Raw genomic sequence first — 26,448 nt, forward strand, 5'->3', positions numbered from 1 at the left:
GCTAGCGGATCACGGGTTCCGTCGCGCCGAGGAGGCCGAGTTCGCTTCGAAAAGGCATTCCCTCCCAATCGCCGGCTACCGTGCACGCGAAGGCGCCAACGGACACGGCCGTTACCAGACGGACCGCTACTGGTGAGCCACGCTGAAGCTCGGATAAGTAGCCCGCAACAAATCCGTCGCCCGCGCCCACGGTATCTTCAACGGTGACGGTGACGGCGGCCTGTTCGTAACTGACCTCGTTGACGCTTGCGAAGCATCCGTGCTCGCCAAGTTTAATGATGACCTGTTTTGGACCTAGATCACCGAGCCGTCGAGCGGTCTCAGCCACACTTCCGGTAACGCCTACGGCGATGGCTGCTTCGGACTCGCCTGCAAAGACGACATCTGCGAGCCCGATCAGGTCGAGGTATGTGTGACGAGCCTCTGCAGCACCCCACAGTTTCGAACGGTAGTTGAGGTCGAATGAAACGAGGACTCCGGCTTCGCGGGCAATACGCATGGCGTGGCGGGTAGCCTGCGCGGCGGACTCCGACAGAGCGGGGGTTATGCCGGTGACATGCAGCAGGCCCGCTCCACGAATTAGGTCCTCCGGGATGTCTGCGGGCTCAAGTCGAGAACCGGCACTTCCCGCTCGGTAGTACCACACTCTGGTGGCCGAGGCCATCCGGCGTTCCTTGATCATTAGACCCGTGGGGGCGTCATCGTCGACTATAACGACCGTGTTCACGCCTTCAGCGGCCAGCTCCCGCCTAATAAGATCCCCGAGACTATCGCGCCCCACCCGACCGAGCCAGGTGACGGGGGTGCCGAGGCGGCTTAGTGCAATTGCAACGTTGCTTTCCGCGCCGCCCATCCCCAATTGAACGTGGCGGCTGAGAGCGAGCATTCCGGGCACCGGGTCTCGAAAGAGTCCCATGGTTTCGCCAAACGTCACGACACCTCCGAGGTGATCGCCGTTTGACGGGACGCCTTCAATCATGAAGAGCTCCGGTGGCTGGCAATAAGTTGCACGGCGCGATCGGCTCTTTTCTTCATTTCGTTCAGACTGCCGCCCGTGAAGGCATCCCCAATGAGTGGCCCCCCCACCGAGACCGCCAGCGCCCCCGCGCGAAGCCAAGGCAGCACATCATCCAGATTTACCCCACCGGAAGGAATGATCTGAATATCAGGAAAGGGACCGCGCAGTTGCCCAACATAGTCAACGCCTACGGTTGACGCCGGAAATATCTTCACCGCCGTGGCGCCAGCCGTCCAGCCCTGGTGTAGTTCTGTGGGCGTAAGACCGCCAGGATAAACCGGTACGCCTCGGTCGCACGCTAGATGCACTAAGTCGACGTTCATTGTGGGAGTCACCAAAAAGTCGGCTCCCGCCTCCAAAGCGAGTTCTGCCTGATTCAGGTTAGTAATAGTGCCTACGCCGAGGTCCACAGTGGCAGGGATGAGCTGGCGAAGTTCTGGGAAAAGTTCGACAGTTCCCGGTGTGCTCAAGGTCAACTCGATGGACCGAATGCCCGCGGCAGCGAGAACACGAACGACCGGGGCATAGTTGCGTGAATGTGGTGCCCGCAGGACGGCAATAAGTGGGAATTCGAGAAGAGCGGAGGAAGGAAAGGTACGTGAGGTGCTGGCCCGAAGTGCCATGGTGTGGATTATTCCTTTGCTATTGGTAACAGAACGACGCTTCGGACCGGCCAAATCAGCTCAATGCCAAGAACTAGTACGTTTTGGAGGGCTGCAGGGCATTATTGATGTACGCCTGAGCTGCCGCTACGTTCTTCTTGGTTACGACCCGGGTGGGGACATTGATGAATTTGCCGACCGATTCACCCAGTACAACGTTCTGAAAAATCGTGTCGATGAAGGTGCGCCCCTGATCTACGGATCCCACGTCGATGGTGGCTGTCAGTTTGCCGGCGGCGATGGAGTCCATGCCCGAAATCAGGCCGTCGGCGCCGACAATAACGATGCCTTCTTTGCCGTCCCACGACTTCAACCCGGCTGCGTCCACGGCCTGCAGCGCTCCGAGGGCCATATCTTCGTTTTCACCGTAGATGGCGTTCACGTCACGGAACCGGGTGAGCAGGTCCTGAGCAGCGTTCAGGCCTTTCTCCCGAACATAGCCACCGTCGGCGGTGCCGAGAACTTTCATGCCGGGGTTTTCTTCCATAGCCTTGGCAAATCCAATCAGGCGAGCTTTGGTCCAATCGGATCCCGACGGGCCCATGATTTGAATGACCGTTCCCTTGCCGCCGAGCGTGTCCGCGATAAATTTGCCGGCCAGATAGCCCGACTGCCAGCGATTGTCATAGCCGATGTTGGAGACAGTGCTGATCTGCTCTGGCGCATAGATCTCCACGGGCTGGTTGAACTGAAAAACGGCCGTACCACTAGCCGAAGCTTCCTGGTAGACGTCCTGCATCGTGGCGAAGTTTGCTCCGGTGCACACCAGGACCGCGTCGAACTTGCGGGTGGTCCAACCGCGTACGGTGCTGATCTGCTGCTCGACAGCATCAAAGTTCCCGGTGGGTGAGGAGCGTTCCCACTTCCACTTCACACCGTAGGCCGCTTCTAGCTCTGCCATCCTGCCGAAGGCTGCGCTTTCCATCTGCTTGAAGAACTCCGACAGAATCGGAGGGGTCCAGCCAATTTGAAGCTCACGACCAGCGACGAGCTTCTTGATTTCGGCGTCGTAAGACGAGCCGCCTATGCTGCCGGCCGCGACGCCACCACCAGTGGCGCCGGATCCGGTTGAGGCCACCGTCGTGCATGCCGAGAGAAGACCCGTCGTGGCGATAACCCCAGCCCCCAGTCCCATCGAGGTGAGCAGGCTACGGCGTGATACTCCGCTTTTCTTGGGCTCGGAAATGTTTTCTGAAGCAGACACTTTTTCTACCTTTCGCTTTGTGTAGTGAGTTTCAGCTCGTCGGAGTCGACGGTCTGGGTGTACCGGCAAGGTCAGGCGTGTGCCAGCCTCATCGTGAGCCGTACCGAGCGAGCTCTGATGAGCGAACTCATTCGGTCGAAGAGAACGGCCAGGAGCAAAACCCCTCCGGTCACAATTTGCTGCCAGCTCGAACTCACCCCAGCGATGTTGATGGCGTTCGCAGTAAGGCTGAGCACCAGGGCCCCGATTACGGCCCCGAAGGCGGTTCCCCGGCCGCCACCGAGTGCGGCACCCCCGATGATTGCGGCCGCGATGGCGGCAACTTCGTAACCGAGACCCATAGTGGGGGCGACAGTGGTGTTACGCCCGGCCATGATCATGCCGGCCACCCCGGCCATCAGCCCGCTGATCATGTAGGCGATCACCTTTACTCTGGCAACGGGGACGCCCGAGAGCACGGCGGCGTGAGGGTTGCTGCCGAGCCCATAGGCGTGCCGTCCGTAACTCGTGTACTTCAATACAACGGCGACAATGACAACGGCGACAATTGCGATCAGGATGGGCACGGTGATGAAACCAAACGGTTGCGCGAGGCCGCTGATGACGTAGTATTCTGGCAGCATGTAGCCGATGATCGGTATACCCCCGGTCCACAAGAACAGCGCTCCGCGAGCTACACCGAGCATTGCCAGAGTGGCGATAAAATCGGGCAGTCCCAGCCGGGTGATCATGAGTCCGTTGACCAAGCCGAGAAACGCTCCTGCTGCCATCGTGGCCACAAGGCCGAGAATCAGCGGCGCACCGCCAGTAATCAAGTAGGCCCCGACCCCAGCGCTTAATCCCATGACCGAGCCGACCGAGAGATCGATGCCCCCGGTGATCAGTACCACGGTCATGCCGATTGCCAACAACAAGACGAACACCATCTGGTTGGAGACGTTGCTTGCATTGATAGCGGTGAAGAAATTGGGGAAGGCCACCGACATGACGACGATGAGGATGACCAGCAGAAAGATGGCACCAGAACTTGGGTTCGCCATGAGTCGGGTGAACCGCGGGCTCGGGGCGGAAGTGGGCTTCATATCGTGTTCCTCACGGACGAACGGGTACCGGATGTTGATGGAACTGCGGGAGAAACGGAGCTCAAGTCATCCGTCTCAGCCGGAACGTCACGTTTTCGGGTGGCTGCAGCCAACTGTTTGATGACCCATTTCTGTACCGCGCGGTCGAAGGCCACGGCGATGACGATGCTGGCGCCAGTAACGATGCTGAACCACAGCGGATCAACCCCGATCAGTTGCAGTCCCTGGGCCATGGTGGCCAAAAACAGCGCACCGATAACGGCTCGCCAGACGCTCCCGCGGCCACCCGCAAGCGACACGCCTCCCAAAACCGCGGCCGCAATGGCGCTCAATTCATACCCCTGGCCGAGGCCCGGCTGCACCGAGTTCAAGTGTGAAGCCAAGAGCACGCCGGCAAGTCCGGCGATCGTGCCCGAGAGCAAATAAACGCTGAAGGTGAGCCGACGTACCGACACACCGGCTAAGAAGGCGGCCCGAGGATTCGTGCCGACGGCGAAGACCCTGCGGCCGAACGTGGTGAAGAGCAGCACCCACTCGAGTACGGCCACGATGATCAGCGTGATCACCACACCGCTCGGGATGCCCAAAATGCTCCCCTTAGTGAGCCAGGCGAACGCGGGCGAAGCCACACCGGTCAGCTGCGTGCTGTTAGTGAGCACCTGCAGGGCACCGGCTCCGATGCTGAGCGTCGCCAGCGTCACGATGAAGGCGTTGATCTCCATCACTGCGATGACGAAGCCGTTGATGATTCCAAAAATCATTCCTGTTCCAACACCCACCAGTACCGCGAGCGGCAGGGGCCCGTCGTTCATCAGGACCAGCATTGTAGTTGCGGCGCTCAGCCCCGTGGCCGCGCCCACGGATAGGTCGAACCCACCCACGATGAGCACAAAGGTCATGCCCGCCGCGAGAATAATGATGAATATCGACTGGGTCAGCAGATTGGCGATGTTCTCTTGAGTCAGGAAGAACGGCGAGGTCATGGTGAAGAAGACCGTGGCGAGCACCAGCCCAGCGGCGACGGGTAACCCGTCGATCGCGACCACCTGAGTCAGTCGTTCCCGGACACTCATCGTGTTTCCTCGTCTGCTCGGTTCTTCTGCGCTGAATTTACAGCTGTTGAATCTGCTTCGGCCGCAGCGGGATTGGTTTGCTTCGCTGCCCGGGCCACCAAAGCCATGATGTTTTCCGCCAGTTCGTTATCGGATTCGACACCGGTATTTCTATGACTTCCGGCGAGTTCGCCCACCAGACGCCCTTCACGCATGACGACAATGCGATCACTAAGGCTCACGAGTTCCGGCAATTCGGAGGAGATCACAATTGCGGCGCCGCCCTGGTCAACGAACTCATAGATGAGGCGGTAGATGTCGGTTTTTGCGGCAACGTCGATCCCCTGGGTCGGCTCATCAAAGATCAGCAGCGACGGCTGGCTGAAAAGGCTGCGTGCGATGATCACTTTCTGCTGATTTCCACCGCTGAGAGTGCCGATTTTCTGCGTCACAGCGCTGCATCGAATGCCCAGCTCCGTGACGATGCGCCGGGCCGCGGTCCTTTCCTTGCGGTTGTTCAGCACGATGGCGCCAGTCGAGACCGTGTTCAAGCTAGAAATGGAGATGTTCTGCTCGATCGACATCGTGCCCAGGATGGACTGCGTTTTTCGCTCCTCCGGAACGAGGTAGATTCCGAGCTGGGTGGCCTGTTGGGGATTCTTGATCAAAACTTTGCGGCCTCGAACGAAGACCTCACCGCTGTCGGGGCGGTCCGCGCCGAGAATGATTCGGGCCAATTCGGTGCGGCCGGCGCCGGCGATGCCGGCAATGCCAAGAATCTCGCCCTGTCGCACCGTCAGCGAAATGTCCCGCAGCAGGGGCAGCCGAGTGACGTCACTCATCCGCAGCACCTCTGCCTGCTCGGTGCCTGAGGAGGTCACGCGCCCATCATGCACACTGGACAACTCCCCTAAATTGCGGGTGCGGCCAACCATAAGTCGCACCAGAGAGTCGGGGGTCTGGTCGGCCGGGGTCACGTGGGCCACCCAACGGCTGTCACGGAGAACAGTAATCACATCCGCAAGGCCGAATAATTCATCAAGGCGGTGAGTCACCCACAATATGGCCACACCACGCTCTCGCATGCGCAGCATGTGATCAAACAGCATCTGCCGTTCGTTGTCTTCCAAGCCGGACGTGGGCTCGTCCAAGATAACCACTCGAGCGTCGAAAGCAAGCGCTTTGAGGATCTGTACAACGTGCTGCTTGAGGGCTCCGAGGCTACCCGTCGGCAGCTCCAGGTCAGCTTTGCTCAGACCGAATTCGTCACTGAGAGCCTCAACACGGCGACGCATGGCCCGTTCATCTAGGAACGGACCGCGCTTGAGTTCGCGGCCGAAGAATACGTTCTCGATCACAGTCAGGTGAGGAGCCAAGGTCTGCTCTTGGTAGATGGTACTGATACCCAAGTCCTGGGCCTGCCGGGGGCTGGTGAAATTGCGCACTTGACCGTCGACGAGCATCTCTCCACTGTCGGGAGAGGTAATTCCGGACAACAGGCCAATTAGAGTCGACTTGCCGGCCCCATTTTCTCCAAGGAGGGCATGGATCTCTCCTGCGCGGAGGACCAGACTTACATCGTCAAGGGCAACGACCCCGGGGTACCGCTTACCCAGCCCGCGAGCTTCCACGATCGCCGGCAACGTGCCGAGCCTGGGCTCTGATGCCATCTTCATATCGGTGGAATACATTCATGCTCCTTTGCATGTAATGAGGACGAAGGTACCTAGGATGGCGACTTCACTAGAGCGGAGATCTGGTTAAGAGGTAATCAGGTGGTCTGAACTCTTTCAGCATAGTTCTGGGTTGTCAAGAAGTTTCTGGAGGGAGAGCCGATTTAAGAGTTGTAGGAGACGATTCTGCGCTGTCGGACCCGCTTCGGCCTCGTCAGTGCCACATTTCGCATCGGTAGGCTGCAGTGCGCGCTAGCAGATGATTTACGAGGCACTCTCAAGGTGCATCTGGATATCCTTTTGAACTTCAGTCAGGTGGTCGGTCACGGCGATTTCGGCGGCCGCGGAGTCTCCGGCCGCGACGGCCTCTACTATTTTTATGTGACCCGCATGAGCCGTTTCCCGGCGCCCAGGCAGTCGAATCACCCGGTGTGAATACATCACGAATAAGTGCTCGATGCTTTTGGACAGGTCAACGAGTAGCTGGTTGCCACTTGCGGCAGAAATTGCTTGGTGAAGTTCACCGTCCAGCTTGATGAATGCGTCGTCAGTGATGCCCGGAACTGCGGCCTTTTGAAGAATTCTGCGTAGGTTTGCTACCTGTTCTGCAGATATCCTTCTCGCCCCGATCGAAGCACCCTCCCGTTCGAGAGCTAAGCGCGCTTCGAAAAGATCGGGAACCGAGTAATCACCGGTCAAAATCATGTCCGAAGGCAGCAGCGTCGTTTTCTCATTGCTAACGACGAACACACCGATGCCGTGGTCGGTTCTGAGCAGACCACCGGCCTCCACCATACGGAGCGCTTCCCGCATAGAACTGCGTCCCACCCCGAAGTCCTCAGCGAGAATGCGTTCCGGGGGAAGCTTTGCTCCGACTCCGTATTCCCCTTCGAGAATGAGGCGTTCTAGTTGAAGTGCCACGGCGTCCGCTAACTTGACCCGGGGTACGCGTTCGATCAGCTTGTTGGCACACATGAAGTCTCCCTGCGGAATATGGCTATAAAGACAATAGAAGTTCTGGCATATTATTGGTCTGGAGGTATGAACACTAAGAGTCTACTGCAAATACTTTCAGGCCGACTGGGAACAGAGCCTAGACCAGCGCCGCAACGGTCGTGAGGGCAAATCGACCATAGGCATCAGTGGTCAATTCGATCCCCAAACCGGGAGCATCGCTCGCCTCGAGGAAGCCATCTCTCAGGATGGGCGGCGAAGCAAGCAGGCCATCCCAACCAGGTCCGCCGTAGGCGTCGTACTCGATCATGGGGGCGTTGTCACAAGATAAAATGAGGTGCAGCCCGGCTGCCAAGGCGATACCCGTTCCCGAGGAGCAGGCGATATGGGGAACGCACTTGATGTTCCACGAGCTGGCCATGTCGGCGACTCGCTTGGCCTCCGAGATTCCACCTACACTGGTGCAGTCAGGTTGGAGAATATCGAACGTTTTGCGTTTGAGCAGGTCGAGGTATTCAAACCGCGTCAATAGGGATTCTCCGCCGGCGAGATTGATGGAAACCCGGTCGGAGAGCCAGGTGTGGTCGTCCACGTATTGGGTGAGACTGCGAGACAGAATCGGCTCTTCCAACCACGCCACCTGAAGCTGTTCCAGCTCGCGGGCCAGCGTAAGAGCTTCTCGCCTATCAAAAGCCATGTTGGCGTCGACCATGATGTCAACGTCTGGCCCAACGGCCGCACGGACAGCGGCGACCATGTCGACACCGGCCTTGAGATCGGGACCGTGGCGAAGTTTCATGGCGGTAAAGCCCTGCTCGACGGCCTGAATGGCTTCCTCAACCACGAGCTGGGGAGCCTTCAGCGAGGGGGCAAAATAGGCACGCACCTTCGACTTGGCCGCTCCGAGCAAGCGGTATACCGGCTGACCACTCACCTTGCCGAGCAGGTCCCACAGGGCAATGTCGATGCCGCTCAGAGCGTAGGTTTCGATGCCACGTCGCCCCCACATGTGGGTCGCGTTTAGCATGTCCTGCCAAAGCGCCGCTATGTCCTGAGGGTCCCGACCGATAATCATCGGGCCGAGTTGAGTGTTGATTATAGGACCAACGGTAGAGAAGTACTCCGATGAGAATCCCGCTTCCCCGATTCCTTCGAAACCCTCGTCAGTGCGAATACGCACGACAATCCCGCCTTTGGAATTGACGGCCATCGCACCCCACCGCAGTGGTTCATCGAGTGCGACCCCCACGGGGAAGGCCGTGACCTCAGTGATCTTCATGATTTTCCCTTGTCTAGTTAGCAGCGGCTACCGGATTCCCGGTGGCCGCTGCATATTGCAGCTGGTTAGAGCGTGCCGCCCGCCTGACGGTAGGCCCGTAGCTGCGGAATTAGGTCTTCCCAATCGAAGTCACCCTGATAGAAATACTCGGCGGTGCTGTAGGTGCCGTCCATGGTGTCCTTGAGTGACTTAGGCCCCGGGAATCCGATGAATTTCCAGCCCATCTGATCCTTATTGCCGCCGTAGACCGGATCACAATAGAAACCTTGGCGCGTGTGTAGGCAGATGGCGCTGAAGAAGTCGAGCCCCTCGTCAAAGGAACCCTGCAGGAATGTCGTGACCGGCTCCTTCGTGCCGAGTGTCACGTGGCCGGGCTTCGGGGCTCCGGACAGGAGCTCCAGCACGCGGTCTGCCCCCTCGTCGCTGAGTTCGGCAAAGCGCTTACCCCCTTCTGCCTCCGCCAGGGCATCCAGCTGGGCCAGGCCATGTCGATAGACGTTTTGCATTTCGTTCATTCGTGCCCGCCAAGCATCTGCATATTTTCCTGTTATCTTCAGGAACCCACTGCCGTCGGCGGCTGCGTAGACGTAGTCGATGCCCGAGAGATAACGGTCAATAAAAACTACAACCTTGGCCTCGCGTGCGCCCGCGTCTTGGTCGGTCGGCATGATCCGCGCCGTCGCGGCTTCCACGGTGGCCCATTCGTGGGCGGTAAAGAAAAGACGGTCGGTGGAGTCCGGGTCGACCGGAGCCCCAACGATCTCCCAGTCTGATTTCAAAGTCACGAGTATGTTCCTTCCTAGTTCAACGCATACTGTTCGAGAGGACGAGACGTTCTTCGCGTCCCTTGGAATAAACCTCGGCAATGTACTCGCTGCAACGCCAGGCGTTGGCCATCATGGTCAGCGTCGGGTTCACGCCAGTGGCCGTTGGAAAGCCGGATCCATCCAGAACAAAAAGATTGTCCACTTCGTGGGCCTGCCCCCACTCGTTCAGCACGCTCTTGGCTGGGTCGGCACCCATACGGGCGGTGCCGTGCTGATGGCACGTGTTGCCAGTCATCTTGTCGAGGTAGACGGGAACGGTCTTGCGTGCTCCGGCCGCTTCCAGAATTTCGACGTTCTTGTCGACCTGCCATTTACCCATGGCGATGTCGTTGCGGTGCGGGCTGTGCGTGATGCGCGCAACCGGCAGGCCGAAGGCGTCCTTAACCGTCGGGTCGAGGTCCACACGGTTGGACTCCACCGGAAGGTCATGCAGGATTAGACCAATCTTCATCGCGTAGTTGTAGTAGTTGCGATCGGCATCCTTTAGCGCCTCGCCCCAGGTCGGACGGCCCGGAAAGACCCAGTTGATTGGATGGCAGGTTTGAGAGGCGGAGATGATGGAACCGCCGATGTGGCCACGGCTCTCGTCGGTCTCGTAGAACTCCAGCGAACCGCCGCTGATGTAGTTGCCGGCAAAGCCGTTGAGTGGCTCGTCAATGTCTTTGTCGAAGAGGCCTACCGCGAAGAGATATTCGTGGAAGGTAGCGTTCTTCCCCACTAGACCGCTGCCGTTGGCGAGGCCATCGGGAAACCGCGGGGACTTCGACATCAGCATAAGGCGGGCGGATTCGATGGCACCGAGAGTCAGAATGACAACGCGCGCGTCCTGCTCCACTTCGTTGCCGTCCGGATCGATGTATATGACGCCAGTGGCTTTGCCGTCTCGACCCAACTTCACCGACTGCACAAAGCACTCGGCGCGTACCTCCAGGTTCCCAGTTGCCACAGCTTCGGGAATGAAGGAGGTCAGGGTGTTGGAGCGGGCACCGCTCGGGTCACCGTACTGGTTCCAGAAACTGGTCTGATTGAACGGGTCGCGTCCATTGTGTTTGTTGGTCACCATGGCGTGAGGGATGGGGAAGGCGTTAATTCCCATTTTGTTGCAGGCATCGTAAAAGCGCTTGCCGTACTGAGTCGGTCGGAGAGGGGGGCTGGGGTACCCCTTGCTGCGGTGTGGTTCATATTTGTCAGCACCCGCGATGCCGGATACACCAAACGCCCACTCAACCTTGGTGAGGTAAGGCTCGAGGTGCTCATAACGAAAGGGCCAGTCCGCCAAGCTAGCGCCTTCGATGTCACCGTGAAGGGAACGCATCATGAAGTCAGACTCGCGAGGGCGCGGTACCCAGCCGGCCCAGTGGTTGGTGCCACCGCCGACCATCTGCGGGAGAGGCGAGAAGGGGAACCTCTCCGCGACTGCGTTTTCGTCGTAGCGCACCGTGCGTGGGAACATTTTCGGGTCCGGCCACATGTAGTCACGATTTACAAACTTCAGTTCGTCGCCGGAATAATGCTCCAGGGGGCGCAGCCATGGACCACGGTCGAAGCCCACCACCTTCAGGCCAGCCTCAGCCAGCACTTTAACAGCGGTACCGCCGTTAGCCCCAAGCCCCACGACAATCGCGTCGACGATCTCGGGCTTTTTCCGATTCAGCATGTTTGTTCTCCTCCTTGAGACGACGTTGGTGACTTCTTATTTGCTTTTGTTCAGGTCATCAGATGCGGATGTCGTCGTCCGCCGGATGATCCGACGATGAGTTGTCGGTGAAATGAACGAACCGGCAACTCATCTGGGCCGCGTGCTACCTAGTGAGTCTCGAGGTAGGAAACCAACGCCGCACCGAATGCGGGCAGATCTACCGGAGTGCGGGAGGTGATGACGTTGCCGTCTATGACAACTGATTCGTCAACCCAGACTCCCCCGGCGTTTTCCACATCATCTTTAATGGGCAGGTAGCCCGTTGCCTTTCGACCATTCTTGAGCACGCCAGCAGACGCCAAGATCCAACCGCCGTGGCAGATCGACGCAACAAGTTTGCCGGACTCGTGGGCATCACGAACGAGAGCGATCATCTCGGGGTGCAGCCTCATATTGTCGGGCGCGAAGCCACCCGGGACTACGACGGCGTCGAAATCTGCTGAGGTAACGTCCGCAGCGTCAACATCCACGTCCATCGGATAGTGCTCCTTGGAGTCGTAGCTCTTCTTGGTTCCACTACCGACGACGGTAACCTTCGCTCCGGCCTCTTCGAGGCGAAGCTTGGGGTACCAGCCTTCAAGGATCTGGTACTCATCCTCGATCAACAGAGCAACGTTTTTTCCGGAAAGTGTCATTACTGGTGTCCTTCTACATCTTGTCTTGTGGGGCGCGAGGGGTGAACGGCGAAGTGAATTATTTGGCGAGCATCTCGAGGAACTCGATACTGGTGCGCACATCGCCGTGGTTGGCCTGAATGTTGCGCAGTGCTTCCCAGTGCTGGCCGTAACCGAGCGGGTCGTCCTGGCCCGAGGGGATTGCTGCGGTGGTGTCTGCCAGCGCAATGATCTTGTAGTCCTGGTTTGCACCGTCGATAGCTGTAGCGATCTGGCAGTTGCCGGTGGAGAGACCGGCCACGACGAGGGTGTCAGCACCAGCGCGCCGCATGTACTCGTTTAGCGGCGTACCGAAGAACGAGGAGAAGCGGTGCTTACGCATAACGGGTTCATCCGACGCCGGAACCAGTTCGTCGACTAGTTCGTCACCGCCGTTGCCCCAAGCGCCCGGGAAGTTGTCCAGCTGGCCCTCTAAGCCCCACTTGACGTCGGCAAATCCGGCGTCTTTACCATCGCCGCGCAGCCCCCAGAGGGACCAGACAACGGGGATACCGATCTCCCGGCAAGCATTGAGCACATTGAGGACCGGCTGAACGGTGTCTTTACCCTCCGGCGCGCCGCCGACGCTTTCAATGTACATGGCCCCGCCGACCTCGGCGCAGGCCTTCTGCATGTCGAGCACGAGCAACATCGTTTTCTTCGGGTCGATCGTAGGCGACACCCAGGAGGACCGATTGATTACTTTGTCAATGTTTTCGTATGTGAAATCGAGCGAGGACAACATTGTCTCTTTTCTATTCAAGATGTTGCGAAGGTAGGTTATCTGATGGTCTGGTGGTCTGAACTATGACACACGATTCGTAACGCAGTCAAACTTTTTTTCAAAGATGCAAGTCGAAGTTCCCGGATGGAGCCATGAGACAGTCAGTGGACGCACCGAAATTGAACGGTGGTTGCTTCTACTTGGGCCAGGACGAGCGTCTGCGCATCGCGGATCTGAGGTTGGGTACACCCTGCCAATCTGCTCCGAGAACCTGGTCTCGACGAACGAAATAGCCCCTTCATGGGGTTCTAGAGCCCGCGCTGGCAAGCCAGTTGGACAGCATTTGAGCTACGCGTTTGGTTCGTGTCGACTGTGGTCAACCACCGAGCACCGCGTCTAGGAACTCGGCCGTCACCCGGTCGACCATGTCAGCCGTGCCTACGTGGCTGTTCCTGGTGATCTGCTCGTTCGCGTGACCGAGCAGTCGTGAGGCCAGCACAATCCCAGCCGCCCGCTCAATGAGCATCGCGGCCGCGCGGCGGTAGATGCGCGTCGTGTACTCTTCCCCGTCAATACCCATCTCGACCGGATGAGTGCGCTCAGGCTCCACGAATGCGCGGGCAGGCGCTCGTAGCAGCCAATCGGGAATCGCTGTAGATGCGGCCCATTCGCTGAAGGGGGACGTTGGAGCCGCAGGCGATGGATGCGCGTTCCTCCCGGGCTGTGATGATCTGGACGAGCAATTCGGCGACGTAGCGGGCATGGGTGTGGTGTTGCCGGGCAACGGCATCAGCCAGGGGCTCGGCGAACTCCTGGCTGCCGGGCAGGTCCAGGGCCTTGCAGTCGGCGGTGATCGCGGCGTGCGCGGCCGGTTCGGTGGTCCTGGCGGTGGTGGTGCTCATCAGGAACCTCCGAACGGAGTGAGGAGCTGCTCGGGGCGGGCCAGTGACGGGGCCTGACGTTCAGGCAGATGAATGGTCGGGGCGTGCCCCGTGACCGAGACGGGCGCCAACGAGGGAACGCTGGCGGTGGCGCAGGGTGCGTGAAACATTCATAGCGCGCAGGCCGCAGAGCGGAACGTGGCGCAATATCAAATCTCGACGTTTCCTGACCTACCGACTACCAGCGTTTCGTCAGGATCGCGGTCGGTGTTGCTCAGACAGCCGGACTAATCGCGACCGACCGACGCCCAATTAAGACCAGATTCGGGCGGCTCGGGCGTTGTTTTCCTGGCGCGCAGCCAGCGCTTCCTCCATGTTCACAGCGACGAATCGGGTCTTCGTGCCCGGCGCGCAACGCGCGACCAGATCCATATCCGCGGAGATGACCGTGGCGACCATAGCGTACCCGCCGCCGGAGACAGCGTCGCGGTGCAGGATGATGGGCTGGGTACCGCCGGGAATTTGAATGGAACCGACAGCGTATCCGGCGTCGACGATATTCGAAGGATCCTGCCCGGCTCCGAAGGGCTGCTCGCGGTCTTTCCACTCAACTCCGGGTCCGCTGTACCGTAGTCCCATCCGGTCAGCAACAGGAGTTAGCATCCATTCGCTGTTCAACAGGCTGTCCAATCCTTTGGCAGAAAGGTTGTGATCGTACAGCCCGAGCATGACGCGCACCTTCACATCCTTGGAAAAGACGGGACGATCATCAACGGCGATGGACGTGACCACTGGGAGGCCGTTATCTGAGCCGACACCAACCGGAACCACGTCTCCGGCAACGAGCGCACGCCCGTCGACTCCCCCGATGGCTCCGATGGGATAGGTCGAGCGCGAACCGAGAACCTCCGGAACATCGATTCCACCGTGCACGGCGATAAAGTACTTGGTGCCGCCCTGGATCACACCGAATTTCAGCTCGTCTCCAGCCAAAAGCTCGATCCGTTCGTATTGGGGTATGAGCTGGCCGTTGACGAACACATCGACCGGAGCCCCCGTTACCGCAATGACCGCGTTGGTTGTGGACACGAGTTTGGGACCGATATAGGTGCACTCCAGCACCGCATCAGACACCGTGTTACCGACTAGACGGTTGGCGAGAGTGGCCGAATACTGGTCCATCGACCCGCCCTGCGGAAGGCCAAATTTGTAGTAACCGATACGTCCCTGGTCTTGCGCTGTTGTGGACAAGCCGGGCTCGAGAACGTCAAATGCCATTGAGTGCCTCCAGAAGCGACAAGGTGTACTTATTGGGGTCGGCCAGGGCCGCACTCAAATCGAAATCAATGGGTGTTTGTCGGTACCGGAAGGTTCCGGCATCGACCTCTGTCTGGATGCGCCGATATTCTGCCTCGTCAATCGGCTTGAACTTCACAATGTCACCCGGCTTGAAGAAAATCATGAAGTCCGAGAAGTCGTCCAGTCGCTGGGCCGGATCGAAGATCGGGGCGGCCGCCACGCCGAACATCTGATACCCACCGGCACCGCGCACCGAGTAGATGCAGCTGAAGCAGCCTCCGTAGCCGACCGTCAGCGCCGGGGTATCCGTGCGGGGGCTGAGATATTTGGGAACCTGGAGTTGTTGCTCGCGCTCGACCAGCTGGTAGAGAAAGGGCAGACCGGCCACAAAGCCCACCATGGATACCAGCCACGGAGTTTCATGGTGCCGTTTGATGAATTCCTCGGCATCGGCCAGCCCATTCACCTCCGCGGCATAGTCCAGGTCGTTGCCTTCGGGCCGCTGATGGTAGCCCTCACGGAACCGGGCACCGGTTTCGTTCGTGTACGGGTCGTTGTACCAAACGGGGATCTCGATGATGCGCGTTCGGAGAACCTTGTCGGTGGCCGCTCGCACCTCCTGCTCCAGGGCGCGTACTGCTCGTTCGAGTTGTTGCCAGTCCAGGATGTCCGGGTCGAACCGCACCAGGAGTGACGCGTTGGCCGGGCAGATATCCACGATGCCCGCGAGTTGCTGCAATTCCAAGGCATTCGCGATGCTGTTGGAGATGAAGTTGGCTTCGAGTGACATGCCCTCAGTGATTTCGACAAAGAGAAATTCGTCGCCACCCCAGGTGTATCGGGCCATGGTCTGCTGCATCATGCGGCGTCTCCCAACGGGCTTAAGACGGTCTCGATGTATTTGGTGTGGTGGTTGACCTCGGCGAAGTCATCCAGGGCAACCAGTGCGCGGAGCAGCCCGATGGTGGTTTTGACACCGTCAATCTGCGCTTCGTCAAGGGCCCGTTGCGACCGGGCGATGGCCAGCTCCCGTGTCGGTGCCCAGACGATGATCTTGCCGAGCAACGAATCGTAAAACGGGGCCACGGTCTTGCCCGCGGTGAAACCGAAATCCGAACGTACGCCCGCGCCTCCGGGCAGGGTCATGGCCTTGATCAGGCCGGGGCTCGGCATGAAGTTGTTGTCGGGATCTTCTGCGTTGATGCGAAATTCCAGCGCGTGGCCGACGAAGTGAACGTCACTCTGCGTGATGTCGAGCTTCTGACCGGCGGCGATTCGCAACTGCTCACGCACCAGGTCCATTCCGGTGATGGCCTCGGTGATGGTGTGTTCTACCTGAATACGCGTGTTCATCTCAATGAACGCGACCTCATGGCTGGCCGGATCGTAAAGAAACTCGATGGTACCCACGCCGACATAGTTCGCCTTGCGCGCCAGCTCCACCGATGAGTCGCGCATCCGTTCCCGTACGGCGTCCGGCAGGCTGGGCGCTGGGGCTTCCTCCAGAATTTTCTGCTGCCGGCGCTGCATGGAGCAGTCTCGGTCCCCGAGGTGCACGTACGTCTCACCGTCTCCCAGAATCTGCACCTCAACGTGGCGGGCCTGCGTCACGAACTTCTCGAAGTACACATCGGAAGAGTTGAAGGCACCGAGCGCTTCCGCCTGCGCTATCTCCACCGTCGCGCGCAACTGTGCCGAGTCTTCCACCAGACGGATGCCGCGCCCCCCACCCCCTGCAGACGCCTTGACCACCAGGGGGTATCCGATGCGTGCCGCAATGGCTTCGAGATCATCGTCGTCCTGCAGTGCCGTTTCGGTACCGGGGAGAGTCGGAACACCAGCGTCGAGCGCCGCCCGTCGAGCACGGGACTTGTCTCCCATGAGTTCGATCGACTCCGGGGAGGGCCCCACCCAGATAAGACCGGCGGCAAGTACCTTGCGAGCGAACTCGGCATTCTCGGACAGGAAACCGTAACCGGGATGAACGGCATCCACGCCGCTGGCGAGGGCGGCCTTCAACACGGCATCGTGGTTGAGATAGCTGAGCCCCGCCGGGGCCGGCCCCACCACGATGACCTCATCGGCCAGGTCTGCGGCGAGAGAGGCTTTGTCGGCTTCGCTCACGACCGCGACGGTCACGAGCCCCATTTCGCGAGCGGTACGGATGATTCGAACGGCGATTTCGCCGCGATTGGCTACGAGGAGTTTTTTCATTGAGTCTTCCAGTGAGTCGAGTGAAACGTGATCGATGGCGGGGCGGCGCGGATCTCTGCAGACGACGTTCAGGAGGTGAGGGCGATCACGTCACCGGGGTTGACGACGCCGAAGTCGTCGACCTCAAATTTTTCGAGCACACCGTCGAATTCGGCGCGCACTTCGCTGAATTGCTTCATAATCTCCACGAGGCCGATGGTCTGCCCTGCCGAGACGGTATCGCCCTCGTTGATGTAGGGGTCTTTGCCCGGACCGGGCTTGCGATAGAAAATTCCGGGAAGCGGGGAGATGATCTGGTGGCTCATGGGTTCACTTTCATCGAGCGGTTGGGAGTGGAAACGCACGCGGAAGCCGCTCGGGGCACCCATCGGGCGTGGTGAATCATCGGCCGAGCGCCTCACGCACGGCACCGGCGACGGCTGGAGAGTTCGAGGTGTCGGAGTGCACGCACACGCTGCCGAAGGGGATCTGGAGTTCGGTACCGTCGTTGGCCAGCACCGTACCGTCCGCGAGTGCCCGGCGCACCCGGGTGGCAGCCTGAGCCGGGTCAGCGTTCTCCGGGCGACGGAGAATTATCAGGCCACCCTCAGCGTTGTAGTTCAAGTCCACGTAGAGTTCCGATACGAATTCCACGCCTTCGCGCTCGGTAACCGTCTCGTGCGCGGTGCCGGCAAGACCGAAAATCGGCACACCATACGACTTGGCAACCTTCGCTGCCGCCTGCATGAGCGACTCATCACGGGACAGCATTCCAAACAGGGAACCGTGCGGCTTGATGTGGTTGAGTGGCATGTCGTACTTGTGCAGAAAACCAACGAGTGCGCCCACCTGGTACCGAATGATCGATTCCACCTCGGAGGGCATCAACTTCATTTCGCGGCGACCGAACCCGACCAGGTCAGGCAGCCCCGGATGCGCTCCGACGAGCACCCCGTGCTGGCGGGCGAGCGCAACGGTGGTGTCCATTGCGTCGGGATCTCCGGAATGAAAGCCGCAGGCAACGTTCGCCACGTCGACCAGTTTCATAAGGGCTTCGTCATTTCCGAAACTGTGAATGCCGAGGGCTTCCCCCATATCGGAGTTCACGCTGATGTTCGACCTGCTGTTCACATCTACCATCCCCCCACGCTACGGTGCGCAGGCGGCACGGCCCAGTGGGCATCTGCACTAAGCTTGCGAAAAACTTTGTGCAAACTGCCGATTAGACTGGATTTTCAGATGCGCGTTGTCGACCTGATTCTGGAACGGTCCCTGCAGTTGTTGCTGCAAACGCCCTCGTCGGAGGCGCGTCTGGCGACCGAACTCAGCGGATGCGCTCCCACCGAACTGATGGATCCCACGCCGTTCCTTGATCCGCATGCGTTGCTACTCACCAGCGGTATCGGAATGAATTTCTCCGATGAGCGTACCTGGGACGCTTTCGTTGAGCGCCTCGCCGAGGTACCCGTCTGCGCCATAGTCTTCGCGACGGGGATGGCCCATCGCGTCCTTCCTCCCGGCTTGGTCGCCGCCTGCACTAGGCGGGATATCCCGCTGCTGGAAGTGCCTGCAGCGGTTCCCCCATTGCAGGTGAATCGCTTCATTGAGAGCGTTATGCACGCCGAACGGCTGGCCGTGGTCAACCAGGGCTGGACGCTTGCCGATGAATGCGCCCGGCTTGCCAACCAGGATGCCGAGGTGGTGACCCTGCTTGCCACCATCTTCAACACGATCCAGTCTCCCTTGGCCGTTTACGACGCCTATGGCACGGTGATTGCGCAATACCCGGCAATCGCGTCGTGGACGGAGGGAATCAGAACAAAGCCGGAGGTGGGAGTGTTGAATATTCCCCTGCCGATGGGACTCAATAATCCCTGCCGCTTGGCCATCCGAGACAAGGACAGCGACAGCCCACTCGCCTCCCTGCTGGGACCGGTCGCGTCCATCATTGCGCTGCAACTCAACCGATCGGTGATTGTTGATGCCAGCCGTCAGCACGAGATCAAGAATTTTGTGATCGCCTGCCAGTCGTGGGAGGAAGCGACGCATCTCGACGTGAGGCGGACCTTTCAGGACATCGGCCTGGATGCGAGTGCGGAGACGACCGTTCTGGTCGCGGATATGAGCGGCGAGTTCGCCTCGACATCCTGGCAATTGCGGGTTGCCCTGCACGACAAGTTTCAGACTGTTCGGGTTACCGAGTTCGGCGACCGTATGGTCGCGCTGGCGCAAAACCCTCGTGTTGACTTCGATATCGTCGTCGAGCGGCTGCTCCACATCCATGATCGGCAGCCACTAGTTCTGAAACGTCCCACGCTCAGCCTGTTTGAGCTTCGATTGTCGGTGGTGCACGCTCTCCAAATGGTGCAAAGGATCGATCGGCCCCAGCTTGCCCCGGACTTCGGACTCAGCGCCGTCGTCACGGCGACCGCCGGACGGGGGTCAAAGGAGTCAGCGCGCAAATTTCTCGCCCCGCTCTGGGAATATGACTCGAAGCGCACCGGCCCATTGGTGGAGACGCTGCGTGCGTACCTGCGCAATGACGCACAGCCGTCGAAGACCTGCAGCGCGCTGTTCATTCATCGCAACTCGCTCAATTATCGACTGCGCAAGATCGAATCGCTGTTGCGCTTGAACCTCAGCTCCGTGGAAGGTCAGGCCACTTGCCTGTTTGCTTTGCGTCTGGTCGACCTTGACGACAAATAGCAACGGGGGGAATGCCCGAAGGCACTCCCCCGCCGCAGCACCAAGGCAATCCTGTTACTTGGTACCGGCAAGCGCCGTGACCAGAGCCGTCTTACCCGCAGTGGTCTTCCACAGCCCACCGTAAACGGCGGAGGCGACGACAGCGGTGAGAATGGGGCCCCACGTCGCGCCCACACCGGCGAGGCCAGTTTCAGAAGCCTCGAGTCCCGGGATGGTGAAGGTGAGGAAGATGCCCACTAAGGCGCTGAAACCGTAAGCGAGAATGTAGACCGCCCCGCCGAAGCTCCACCGCTGGTGGAATTTGGTGTCCTCACGCTTTCCGAGTGCGGCGTAGTCCATGGTGAACATCATCATGATCCACACGCCCATGTCCGCAGCGAATGTGGCGAGCCACCCCGGGCCACCCATGACGACGGCGAGTCCGGATTAGGGCTGCTGGGTGAGCCAGGCGCTGGCCTTGCACGACCAGATTGAATACCAGACCCAGTAGGTGAGTCGTCAGACGAGTTTTTCAACTTCCACGAATTCGATGGCTCGCGACCCACGATTCTCGACGGTGTGTTCGGCTCCAGCCGGCCGGGTGTAGCTCTGGCCAGTACGAATTTCCGCGACGATCTCTGAGCCGTCGGAGTTGATCACGTGCATGGTTTCGTTGACGAGGGGCACGACCGCATACTCGAATTTATGAACGTGCATCGGAATGGCACCTCCCGGTTCAATCGTCCACTTGGTCACGCGAAAAATACCATTGTCGATCTGCGTCTCACCGGTGGCCATGAGTTCCACTTGCTCGTTGGACATAGTGACGATCTTACTCAGGGCGGGATGAGAGCGATTCGGTCTATGCGGCGGGAGCAGCGACATCCACTGGCATGGTGCTGGTGTCGCCGAGGTGCTTCCAGAATGGGTCCAAATGAGTTCGACGGCAGCGCCGATCACGAGGGAGGCGCCGAAGCCCTGCAGGTCGGCAGCGCGACCGAGAGCCGGCTGGATGAAGACCCCAACGAGACTGCCGAATAGCGAGTAGCCTACCCCTCGGTTTGCCGCGACCGTCACGGTGGCGTGGGTGCAGGCCGGCATCGCCACGAGTGACGGCCGCCTTTTCGACGATCGGGATCTCAACGGCCGAGAGCACGATGAACACGATCAGCAGACTCCGCACCGGGCCAACGTACCCGAAGGGGCTAGCGCCCGCGGGCACGCGCGGTCGTCAAGTCAGGAATCTCCAGAAACTCTGCCAGATCGCAACCTCCATCTGCAGGGCGCGGCGCCCGACACAAAGCACTCGGGCCGGCAGCGTCTGGCGCACGGCGGAGGCGGCGTGCGCGGGGGTGCTCATGTCGACAGTCGTCCATATCCTTTCCACGACCTTCAGCAGCGCCCCGATATTTGGCCCTGATTTTAGTTGCCGCAATGCAGAAAGGGGAGATACACCGCAGAAATTTCCGATCCGCGCGGCCTCCAACCGCACACCTTTGACAAGCTCAGACATCTTGTCATTCATGACCCCGACCTCCTATCGGATGGCGCCGCCGCTCCGGCGCGGGTCACGTCCCGCGGAGTGTTTCGGTAACTGTGTCTCCGGCGTTTTTCATTCAGTACGATTCTGCGTTCGGCCAGCGGTCAGGAAGGTGATGGCGTGAAGAGCTGGCTTCCAATGCATTGTCCGATGCGCGCTCGGCCCACTCCGGTGGGATCGAGACTTCGAGTGATTAAACGACATGGTGGACTATGGAACGTCCAAAAGGTTGAATGGCCACGCAACTCGGGCGGGAGCCGAGGCGGTCGCCAGACCGGCCGCCGACGTGGCGCCCGGAGCACCGGTAAGATTTCGGAACCTCGTCGGGCAGGGTCTCTCGAGCGAGAACGCTGGCGAGCGGGCCGGCGTGTCGGCGCCGGTCGGGACACGGTCGTTCCGTCATGCTGGCGGGATGCGAGACATCAGCAGAGCACCGCTTTCAGGGAGGTTTTTGACCTTCGTCGAGCGAGACGAGATCGTGATCCTGCGGGCACAGAACGCCGGGGTTCTACAGATCGCACAGGTCTTGAGTCGGTCACCCTCGACGATCTATTTATTCGTCGCCACGCTTGCGGCTCCTAAACGAGAAGGCCGCTAATTCATTGCGAGCACGCCGTCACTTGTGCGTCGAGACCGTTCACCCACTCGTCCAAATTCGCGCCGGTGATGATTTCTGCATGTTTGCGAGCCGCCGCCAGCTGGTCCGCGGCAGCCTTACATTCTCCGGCGCGGATTTCCGCGTAGCCCCAGAAGGCGTGGGTGAAAGCTGGAACGGTGTGCCGCCGTTGGAGATTGGGGCCACTGTAGGCCGCGGACAATTCGATCGCATCCGCATAGTCCTTCCGCATTCGCTCCAAGTCTCCCTGCGCTTCGTAAATGCCGGCGCGCACCCGAAGGGCGGCAACCTGTTCGTACTCGTCCTCGTCAGAAGCCGCAAGCTTCATAGCCTCTTCGAGCAGGGGAAGGGCGTTCTCCTGATAGGTCGGTGTTTCATTGACGATTGCTGTTGCGATCTGCCGGTAAACCGCCGAAGGCACATCCGGGACGGTCCCCGCCAGCCAGACGGCCTGAGCAATCAGAAACTCAGATCCTTCCTCAAGCTCACCATTCAGGACATTTTCGTTCAGCTGTGTAACGACGGCGATCAACTCACTTCGGCGGTCGCTCAAGTACGCATCCTGCGATGCACCATACGCGAAGAACGCCGACGCAGCCGCGACGAGGAGCGACAAAGCACTGACCGCGAGCGGAAGGGTTCGCGTCATCCAACCCGATGTTGGCGACCGAACCCCGTCCTCGCTGGCGTTTTGGGGTCCCGATGATCCCGGCGTGGACCCATCGAGTGTGGAGTCGGAGTCACTCAAGCCTCACACCTCCGCGGGCCAAGAGTCGAGCGCTAAATACTCGAACATTGCAGCCTCCTTTTCGACAGAGCCAGTATCGTCCCGATAATACGCGCGGGCGGCGATTTGTCGAGTGACACTCTAAACTTCTGATCAATTGTCACCGACACGGACGAAGGACTCGCAGCCAGCAGCCCCTCCGAACAGTGTCTAGTCCATGGAAGAAACGACATCGACGATGGCCTTGTTATCTTCCGCTAGCGGAACAGGACTCGCATCTTGGTGCGAGCTGATGCAGTTGCCCATCACTTACCCACCTGAATCAACGGTGACCGACCGAAAATGTCCGTGTACAATCGGAGGTGATGAACCAACCGGTTCCCTGTAAATTCAAGGGAATCCGCGAGTTCCCGAGACTTTCGGTGGCGTCCAGAATCGCTCTGATTCTGCAAGGGGCCGCAGGTTCAAAAGGACTGCTGTCGCCTCCTCGTCTCGGGTTGCCTCCCTGTCTCGGGTTACCTCTGACAATTGCCGGCGCATCGCGGTCGCCGCGAAGCTCGGCAAGGCGATGCGCCGCTTCTGCCGGGATCGTTTCGGTGAAGGCTTTCTACGCAGTCCTTCGGCCCGAGTCTGCGTAATCGTGCTCGCGATGAGTACGGTGGGTTCGAGTCTGCCGCCACTCCTCGAGCGTACGAGGCGAGACACGCAACAGGTCGGCGACCTGCTGCCCGGTCATGATTTGTACGTCGTCATCGGTCATGACAATGGGGTGCGACACGGCATTCCGACCTCGTACGCAGCGACGCGTAGTTGGCCGGGCTAACCGGCATCGTTGTCACCAATTTGGCGTCTGGGAATCGTTTTTGGCACGCAAGTGGCACTTCGGGCCGTAAACGGTGTGTCTGGAAACAAAAAATACCCCTGGTTTCCGCGGAAACTCAGGGGTTAGTGCTGGGGTACCTGGACTCGAACCAAGAACAAATGAACCAGAATCATCCGTGTTGCCAATTACACCATACCCCAATGCCTAATCCGAAGATCGGGCCGAGTAGTAGCCTAGCCCACTCGGGCCGGAGAGGCCAAACCGAGGCGCTCCTCGGCGAGTCTCACCGGCCCCGACCACGAAGTCAGGCAGAAGTGGTCACGACCAGCGCCCGATCGAGGCGGCCCAGGGTCTCGGCCCGTCCAAGAATTTCCATGGATTCAAACAGCGGCGGGGAGATCTTGCGGCCCGATAGCGCGACGCGCAGCGGTCCGAACGCGACGCGCGGCTTGAGGCCCAGCCCCTCGATGAGGGTCTCGGTGAGCAGCGTGTGCACCCGGTCGGTGATCCATTCCGATTCTGGAATGCTTTCGAGGGCGGTGCGTGATGCACCGAGAATGTCGGCGGCGTTCTGCGGTAGCGAGGCGATTGCATCCGCTTCGAGGGTCAGATCGTCGCCGGAAACGAACAGAAAACCGAGCATGGCGGGCGCTTCGCCGAGAAGCGCGATGCGCTCCTGGATGAGCGGTGCCCCCTGGGCGAGCAAGGCCAGGTCGGCCTCGGTCGGGGTCTCTCCGAGCACTCCGGCGGTCACCAGGTAGGGCACCAGCCGGGCGGCGAAGTCGGCAGCCGAGAGCCGGCGAATGTGGTCGCCATTGATCGATTCGGCCTTCTTGAGGTCGAATCGCGCCGGGTTGGGGTTGACGTTCACGACGTCGAACGCGGCCGTGAACTCGTCGATCGAGAACACATCGCGGTCGTGGGTGAGCGACCAGCCGAGCAGCGCGAGGTAGTTGAGCAAGCCTTCGGGAATGAACCCGCGGTCGCGGTGCAGAAACAGATTCGCTTCGGCGTCACGCTTGGACAGCTTCTTGTTCTTGTCGCCCATGACGTAGGGCAGGTGGCCGAAGCGGGGCACGAAGGTCGTCACGCCGATATCGATGAGCGCGTGATAGAGCGCGATCTGGCGCGGGGTCGACGAGAGCAGGTCTTCGCCGCGGAGCACATGGGTGACGCCCATGAGAGCATCATCGACCGGGTTGACGAAGGGGTAGAGCGGATGCCCGTTCGGACGCACGACCACGAAGTCGCTGAACGAGCCGGCCGGGAAGGTGATCTCACCGCGCACGAGGTCGTCGAAGGAGAGCTCGGTGTCTGGCACCCGCAGGCGCAGCGCCGGGGACCGACCCTCCGCACGGTACGCGGCCTTCTGCTCATCGGTCAGGTCGCGCTCGAAGTTGTCATAGCCCATTTTCGGGTCACGGCCGAGGCTCACGTTGCGGGCCTCGATTTCCTCGCCGGTGACGAAGCTCTCGTAGATGTGGCCGCTCGTCTTCAGCTGCTCGATGACGCCGCGGTAGATGTCGTAGCGCTCGGACTGGCGGTACGGCGCCTGGGGCCCGCCGACATCCACGCCTTCGTCCCAGTCGAGTCCCAGCCACCGCATGGCGTCGACGAGCTGCAGAAAGCTCTCCTCGCTGTCGCGGGCGGCATCGGTATCCTCGATGCGAAAGATCATCGTGCCGCCCATGTGCCGGGCGTATGCCCAGTTGAACATGGCGGTGCGCACGAGGCCCACGTGGGGCGTTCCGGTTGGCGAGGGGCAGAACCGCACGCGAACGTCGGTTCCGGTGGCGGTAGAAAACGGGTGTGCAGTGGTGTCAGACATTACTTTTGATTCTAGTTGCGCGGCACTCCGACCACGGGCGAGGAGATCCCGACCAGCGTGCGCAGCGCGGCTGCCACGGCCGGCACGCGCTCGGCGCCGACCGCCATCACGGCGTGGAGGGTGCGATGGTCACGCCCCGTCGTGGCGCGAATCACAACACCGGCGCGAGCGCCGACCGACTCGATCGCGAGGGCCGGCAGTAACGCGACGCCGATACCGGCCTCGACCAGACCGAACACGGCGGCGACATTGTCGGTCTCATAGGAGATGCGCGGGGCGAATCCGCGGCGATCGCAGAGGTCGAGCAGGTGCCCGCGGCAGCGGGGACAGCCGGCCACCCAGTTTTCGTCGGCGAGATCACCCAGATCAATGGCCGCACGATCGACGGCGGGCTGGTCAATGGCGCCGGGTGCGCCTGTGGCGAGCGGATGCCCGACCGGAAGCACGAGCAGCATCTCGTCTCGGCGCAGGGTCGCCACCCGCAGTCCCTGTGCGCTCGCCCGGTGCGGATCCACCCGGTCCCCCGGGTAGCTGAACGTGATGGCCAGGTCGGCGCGGTTCTCCCGCACGGCGGAAACGGCTTCGGGCGGTTCGGCCTCCAGATAGGTGATGCTGATCTCGGCGTGCCGCGCTTTCATCCGCGCCAGGAGGCTCGGCACCAGGGTGGCGGATGCTGACGGGAACGCCGCCAGACGCACGAGCCCGGAGCGCAGCCCCTGTAGCTCGGCGATCTCTTCCGCTGCGGCATCGAGCGCGCTAGCCACCGTCACGGCATGCCGGGCGAGCACGAGGCCGGCCTCGGTGAGGCGGACGCCACGGCCGACCCGCTCGACCACGGCGAGGCCGAGCCGGCGTTCGAGCCGGTTGAGCTGCTGGCTCACGGCCGGCTGGCTGTAGCCCAGGGCAGCTGCGGCGGCAGTGATGGAGCCGGTTTCGTTCACCGCTCGAACGACCCGCAGGGCGTGCGCATCGAGATCGGGACTCTGCCCGGGCAGGTGGCTCATGCCGCTAATCATAACGAAAACTTAT

General features: G+C 60.4%; 27 protein-coding genes and 1 tRNA gene. 2 read left to right on the forward strand and 26 right to left on the reverse strand.

All coding sequences use genetic code 11. The features are described 5' to 3' along the window. Position 1: 1 nt before the first annotated feature. The 19 genes from E3T50_RS01365 to pxpA form a co-directional block, all read right to left on the reverse strand. Positions 2-979 carry a sugar kinase gene (locus tag E3T50_RS01365; RefSeq protein WP_134550221.1) on the reverse strand — a complete coding sequence of 326 codons (978 nt, stop codon included), beginning with the start codon at positions 977-979 and terminating at the stop codon, positions 2-4. After that, positions 976-1,641, reverse strand: a complete 666-nt coding sequence (locus tag E3T50_RS01370; RefSeq protein ID WP_134550222.1) for a bifunctional 4-hydroxy-2-oxoglutarate aldolase/2-dehydro-3-deoxy-phosphogluconate aldolase — start codon at positions 1,639-1,641, stop codon at positions 976-978. The genes E3T50_RS01365 and E3T50_RS01370 overlap by 4 nt, the downstream gene beginning before the upstream one ends. Positions 1,642-1,714: 73 nt before the next feature. After that, positions 1,715-2,884 carry a sugar ABC transporter substrate-binding protein gene (locus tag E3T50_RS01375; RefSeq protein ID WP_206751305.1) on the reverse strand — a complete coding sequence of 390 codons (1,170 nt, stop codon included), beginning with the start codon at positions 2,882-2,884 and terminating at the stop codon, positions 1,715-1,717. 71 nt (positions 2,885-2,955) lie between these two features. Next, the gene (locus E3T50_RS01380) at positions 2,956-3,966 is read right to left on the reverse strand and encodes an ABC transporter permease (RefSeq protein ID WP_134550224.1); all 1,011 of its coding nucleotides are present in this window, start codon (positions 3,964-3,966) and stop codon (positions 2,956-2,958) included. Then, entirely contained in the window at positions 3,963-5,039 is a 1,077-nt protein-coding gene (locus E3T50_RS01385; RefSeq protein ID WP_134550225.1) for an ABC transporter permease, read from the reverse strand. The genes E3T50_RS01380 and E3T50_RS01385 overlap by 4 nt, the downstream gene beginning before the upstream one ends. After that, positions 5,036-6,709, reverse strand: a complete 1,674-nt coding sequence (locus E3T50_RS01390; RefSeq protein WP_134550226.1) for a sugar ABC transporter ATP-binding protein — start codon at positions 6,707-6,709, stop codon at positions 5,036-5,038. Before E3T50_RS01390 ends, E3T50_RS01385 begins: the two co-directional genes overlap by 4 nt. A gap of 246 nt (positions 6,710-6,955) precedes the next feature. Beyond that, positions 6,956-7,666, reverse strand: a complete 711-nt coding sequence (locus E3T50_RS01395) for a FadR/GntR family transcriptional regulator (protein WP_134550227.1) — start codon at positions 7,664-7,666, stop codon at positions 6,956-6,958. A 118-nt stretch (positions 7,667-7,784) separates the two neighbouring features. Continuing rightward, entirely contained in the window at positions 7,785-8,924 is a 1,140-nt protein-coding gene (locus E3T50_RS01400) for a mandelate racemase/muconate lactonizing enzyme family protein (RefSeq protein WP_134550228.1), read from the reverse strand. Between the two features lie 65 nt (positions 8,925-8,989). Continuing rightward, entirely contained in the window at positions 8,990-9,709 is a 720-nt protein-coding gene (locus E3T50_RS01405; RefSeq protein ID WP_134550229.1) for a gluconate 2-dehydrogenase subunit 3 family protein, read from the reverse strand. A gap of 19 nt (positions 9,710-9,728) precedes the next feature. Further along, positions 9,729-11,408, reverse strand: coding sequence for a GMC family oxidoreductase (locus E3T50_RS01410; protein ID WP_134463683.1), 1,680 nt, complete (start codon positions 11,406-11,408; stop codon positions 9,729-9,731). A gap of 149 nt (positions 11,409-11,557) precedes the next feature. Continuing rightward, positions 11,558-12,085: a type 1 glutamine amidotransferase domain-containing protein gene (locus E3T50_RS01415; protein ID WP_134463685.1), complete on the reverse strand. Its 528-nt coding sequence runs from the start codon at positions 12,083-12,085 to the stop codon at positions 11,558-11,560. Between the two features lie 58 nt (positions 12,086-12,143). Beyond that, the gene (locus E3T50_RS01420) at positions 12,144-12,848 is read right to left on the reverse strand and encodes a cysteine hydrolase family protein (protein WP_134463687.1); all 705 of its coding nucleotides are present in this window, start codon (positions 12,846-12,848) and stop codon (positions 12,144-12,146) included. A 355-nt stretch (positions 12,849-13,203) separates the two neighbouring features. Beyond that, positions 13,204-13,407: a hypothetical protein gene (locus E3T50_RS01425; RefSeq protein ID WP_134550230.1), complete on the reverse strand. Its 204-nt coding sequence runs from the start codon at positions 13,405-13,407 to the stop codon at positions 13,204-13,206. A 19-nt stretch (positions 13,408-13,426) separates the two neighbouring features. Then, positions 13,427-13,729, reverse strand: a complete 303-nt coding sequence (locus E3T50_RS01430) for a hypothetical protein (protein ID WP_134550231.1) — start codon at positions 13,727-13,729, stop codon at positions 13,427-13,429. A gap of 291 nt (positions 13,730-14,020) precedes the next feature. Continuing rightward, positions 14,021-14,986 (reverse strand): 5-oxoprolinase subunit C family protein, encoded by a 966-nt coding sequence (locus E3T50_RS01435; RefSeq protein ID WP_134550232.1) that lies wholly within the window; start codon positions 14,984-14,986, stop codon positions 14,021-14,023. After that, positions 14,976-15,869, reverse strand: a complete 894-nt coding sequence (locus tag E3T50_RS01440; protein ID WP_166784169.1) for a carboxyltransferase domain-containing protein — start codon at positions 15,867-15,869, stop codon at positions 14,976-14,978. Before E3T50_RS01440 ends, E3T50_RS01435 begins: the two co-directional genes overlap by 11 nt. Further along, positions 15,866-17,221, reverse strand: coding sequence for an acetyl-CoA carboxylase biotin carboxylase subunit (locus E3T50_RS01445; protein ID WP_134550233.1), 1,356 nt, complete (start codon positions 17,219-17,221; stop codon positions 15,866-15,868). The genes E3T50_RS01440 and E3T50_RS01445 overlap by 4 nt, the downstream gene beginning before the upstream one ends. A 68-nt stretch (positions 17,222-17,289) precedes the next feature. Next, positions 17,290-17,526 (reverse strand): acetyl-CoA carboxylase, encoded by a 237-nt coding sequence (locus E3T50_RS01450; RefSeq protein ID WP_134463697.1) that lies wholly within the window; start codon positions 17,524-17,526, stop codon positions 17,290-17,292. Positions 17,527-17,602: 76 nt separating this feature from the next. Then, a complete protein-coding gene (pxpA, locus tag E3T50_RS01455; protein ID WP_134550234.1) occupies positions 17,603-18,340 on the reverse strand; it encodes a 5-oxoprolinase subunit PxpA in 738 nt (245 codons plus the stop codon). Positions 18,341-18,439: 99 nt separating this feature from the next. On the opposite strand from pxpA, the gene E3T50_RS01460 reads away from it, so the two are divergent. Beyond that, the gene (locus tag E3T50_RS01460; RefSeq protein ID WP_166784170.1) at positions 18,440-19,906 is read left to right on the forward strand and encodes a helix-turn-helix domain-containing protein; all 1,467 of its coding nucleotides are present in this window, start codon (positions 18,440-18,442) and stop codon (positions 19,904-19,906) included. Between the two features lie 54 nt (positions 19,907-19,960). Here E3T50_RS01460 and E3T50_RS16490 read toward each other — a convergent pair whose 3' ends face one another. The 3 genes from E3T50_RS16490 to E3T50_RS01475 all read right to left on the reverse strand — a co-directional run bounded on the left by E3T50_RS16490 (position 19,961) and on the right by E3T50_RS01475 (position 21,410). Further along, the gene (locus E3T50_RS16490; protein WP_241990688.1) at positions 19,961-20,275 is read right to left on the reverse strand and encodes a hypothetical protein; all 315 of its coding nucleotides are present in this window, start codon (positions 20,273-20,275) and stop codon (positions 19,961-19,963) included. A gap of 129 nt (positions 20,276-20,404) precedes the next feature. Then, a complete protein-coding gene (locus E3T50_RS01470) occupies positions 20,405-20,707 on the reverse strand; it encodes a cupin domain-containing protein (RefSeq protein ID WP_198417919.1) in 303 nt (100 codons plus the stop codon). Positions 20,708-21,116: 409 nt separating this feature from the next. Further along, positions 21,117-21,410, reverse strand: a complete 294-nt coding sequence (locus E3T50_RS01475) for a hypothetical protein (protein WP_134550236.1) — start codon at positions 21,408-21,410, stop codon at positions 21,117-21,119. Between the two features lie 427 nt (positions 21,411-21,837). On the opposite strand from E3T50_RS01475, the gene E3T50_RS16090 reads away from it, so the two are divergent. Then, positions 21,838-22,023 carry a helix-turn-helix domain-containing protein gene (locus E3T50_RS16090; RefSeq protein WP_206751306.1) on the forward strand — a complete coding sequence of 62 codons (186 nt, stop codon included), beginning with the start codon at positions 21,838-21,840 and terminating at the stop codon, positions 22,021-22,023. Between the two features lies 1 nt (position 22,024). Here E3T50_RS16090 and E3T50_RS01485 read toward each other — a convergent pair whose 3' ends face one another. The 4 genes from E3T50_RS01485 to E3T50_RS01505 form a co-directional block, all read right to left on the reverse strand. Beyond that, entirely contained in the window at positions 22,025-22,690 is a 666-nt protein-coding gene (locus E3T50_RS01485; protein ID WP_134550238.1) for a hypothetical protein, read from the reverse strand. Between the two features lie 1,029 nt (positions 22,691-23,719). Beyond that, positions 23,720-23,791: transfer RNA gene (locus E3T50_RS01495), tRNA-Gln, on the reverse strand. A gap of 104 nt (positions 23,792-23,895) precedes the next feature. Continuing rightward, positions 23,896-25,419 carry a glutamate--tRNA ligase gene (gene gltX, locus E3T50_RS01500; protein WP_134550239.1) on the reverse strand — a complete coding sequence of 508 codons (1,524 nt, stop codon included), beginning with the start codon at positions 25,417-25,419 and terminating at the stop codon, positions 23,896-23,898. An 11-nt stretch (positions 25,420-25,430) separates the two neighbouring features. Next, entirely contained in the window at positions 25,431-26,423 is a 993-nt protein-coding gene (locus tag E3T50_RS01505) for a LysR family transcriptional regulator (protein WP_174844711.1), read from the reverse strand. Positions 26,424-26,448: the final 25 nt, after the last annotated feature.

This window comes from Cryobacterium gelidum (assembly GCF_004403985.1).
Lineage (GTDB): Bacteria > Actinomycetota > Actinomycetes > Actinomycetales > Microbacteriaceae > Cryobacterium > Cryobacterium gelidum.

Excerpts from the sequence above, each read along its gene's own strand:
- E3T50_RS01365 (WP_134550221.1), bottom strand. The coding sequence starts at position 979 with ATGATTGAAGGCGTCCCGTCAAACGGCGATCACCTCGGAGGTGTCGTG.
- E3T50_RS01370 (WP_134550222.1), bottom strand. The coding sequence starts at position 1,641 with ATGGCACTTCGGGCCAGCACCTCACGTACCTTTCCTTCCTCCGCTCTT.
- E3T50_RS01380 (WP_134550224.1), bottom strand. The coding sequence starts at position 3,966 with ATGAAGCCCACTTCCGCCCCGAGCCCGCGGTTCACCCGACTCATGGCG.
- E3T50_RS01385 (WP_134550225.1), bottom strand. The coding sequence starts at position 5,039 with ATGAGTGTCCGGGAACGACTGACTCAGGTGGTCGCGATCGACGGGTTA.
- E3T50_RS01390 (WP_134550226.1), bottom strand. The coding sequence starts at position 6,709 with ATGTATTCCACCGATATGAAGATGGCATCAGAGCCCAGGCTCGGCACG.
- E3T50_RS01395 (WP_134550227.1), bottom strand. The coding sequence starts at position 7,666 with ATGTGTGCCAACAAGCTGATCGAACGCGTACCCCGGGTCAAGTTAGCG.
- E3T50_RS01400 (WP_134550228.1), bottom strand. The coding sequence starts at position 8,924 with ATGAAGATCACTGAGGTCACGGCCTTCCCCGTGGGGGTCGCACTCGAT.
- E3T50_RS01410 (WP_134463683.1), bottom strand. The coding sequence starts at position 11,408 with ATGCTGAATCGGAAAAAGCCCGAGATCGTCGACGCGATTGTCGTGGGG.
- E3T50_RS01415 (WP_134463685.1), bottom strand. The coding sequence starts at position 12,085 with ATGACACTTTCCGGAAAAAACGTTGCTCTGTTGATCGAGGATGAGTAC.
- E3T50_RS01420 (WP_134463687.1), bottom strand. The coding sequence starts at position 12,848 with ATGTTGTCCTCGCTCGATTTCACATACGAAAACATTGACAAAGTAATC.
- E3T50_RS01425 (WP_134550230.1), bottom strand. The coding sequence starts at position 13,407 with ATGGGTATTGACGGGGAAGAGTACACGACGCGCATCTACCGCCGCGCG.
- E3T50_RS01430 (WP_134550231.1), bottom strand. The coding sequence starts at position 13,729 with ATGAGCACCACCACCGCCAGGACCACCGAACCGGCCGCGCACGCCGCG.
- E3T50_RS01435 (WP_134550232.1), bottom strand. The coding sequence starts at position 14,986 with ATGGCATTTGACGTTCTCGAGCCCGGCTTGTCCACAACAGCGCAAGAC.
- E3T50_RS01440 (WP_166784169.1), bottom strand. The coding sequence starts at position 15,869 with ATGATGCAGCAGACCATGGCCCGATACACCTGGGGTGGCGACGAATTT.
- E3T50_RS01445 (WP_134550233.1), bottom strand. The coding sequence starts at position 17,221 with ATGAAAAAACTCCTCGTAGCCAATCGCGGCGAAATCGCCGTTCGAATC.
- E3T50_RS01450 (WP_134463697.1), bottom strand. The coding sequence starts at position 17,526 with ATGAGCCACCAGATCATCTCCCCGCTTCCCGGAATTTTCTATCGCAAG.
- pxpA (WP_134550234.1), bottom strand. The coding sequence starts at position 18,340 with ATGGTAGATGTGAACAGCAGGTCGAACATCAGCGTGAACTCCGATATG.
- E3T50_RS01460 (WP_166784170.1), top strand. The coding sequence starts at position 18,440 with ATGCGCGTTGTCGACCTGATTCTGGAACGGTCCCTGCAGTTGTTGCTG.
- E3T50_RS16490 (WP_241990688.1), bottom strand. The coding sequence starts at position 20,275 with ATGGGCGTGTGGATCATGATGATGTTCACCATGGACTACGCCGCACTC.
- E3T50_RS01470 (WP_198417919.1), bottom strand. The coding sequence starts at position 20,707 with ATGTCCAACGAGCAAGTGGAACTCATGGCCACCGGTGAGACGCAGATC.
- E3T50_RS01475 (WP_134550236.1), bottom strand. The coding sequence starts at position 21,410 with ATGAATGACAAGATGTCTGAGCTTGTCAAAGGTGTGCGGTTGGAGGCC.
- E3T50_RS16090 (WP_206751306.1), top strand. The coding sequence starts at position 21,838 with ATGCGAGACATCAGCAGAGCACCGCTTTCAGGGAGGTTTTTGACCTTC.
- E3T50_RS01485 (WP_134550238.1), bottom strand. The coding sequence starts at position 22,690 with ATGACGCGAACCCTTCCGCTCGCGGTCAGTGCTTTGTCGCTCCTCGTC.
- gltX (WP_134550239.1), bottom strand. The coding sequence starts at position 25,419 with ATGTCTGACACCACTGCACACCCGTTTTCTACCGCCACCGGAACCGAC.
- E3T50_RS01505 (WP_174844711.1), bottom strand. The coding sequence starts at position 26,423 with ATGAGCCACCTGCCCGGGCAGAGTCCCGATCTCGATGCGCACGCCCTG.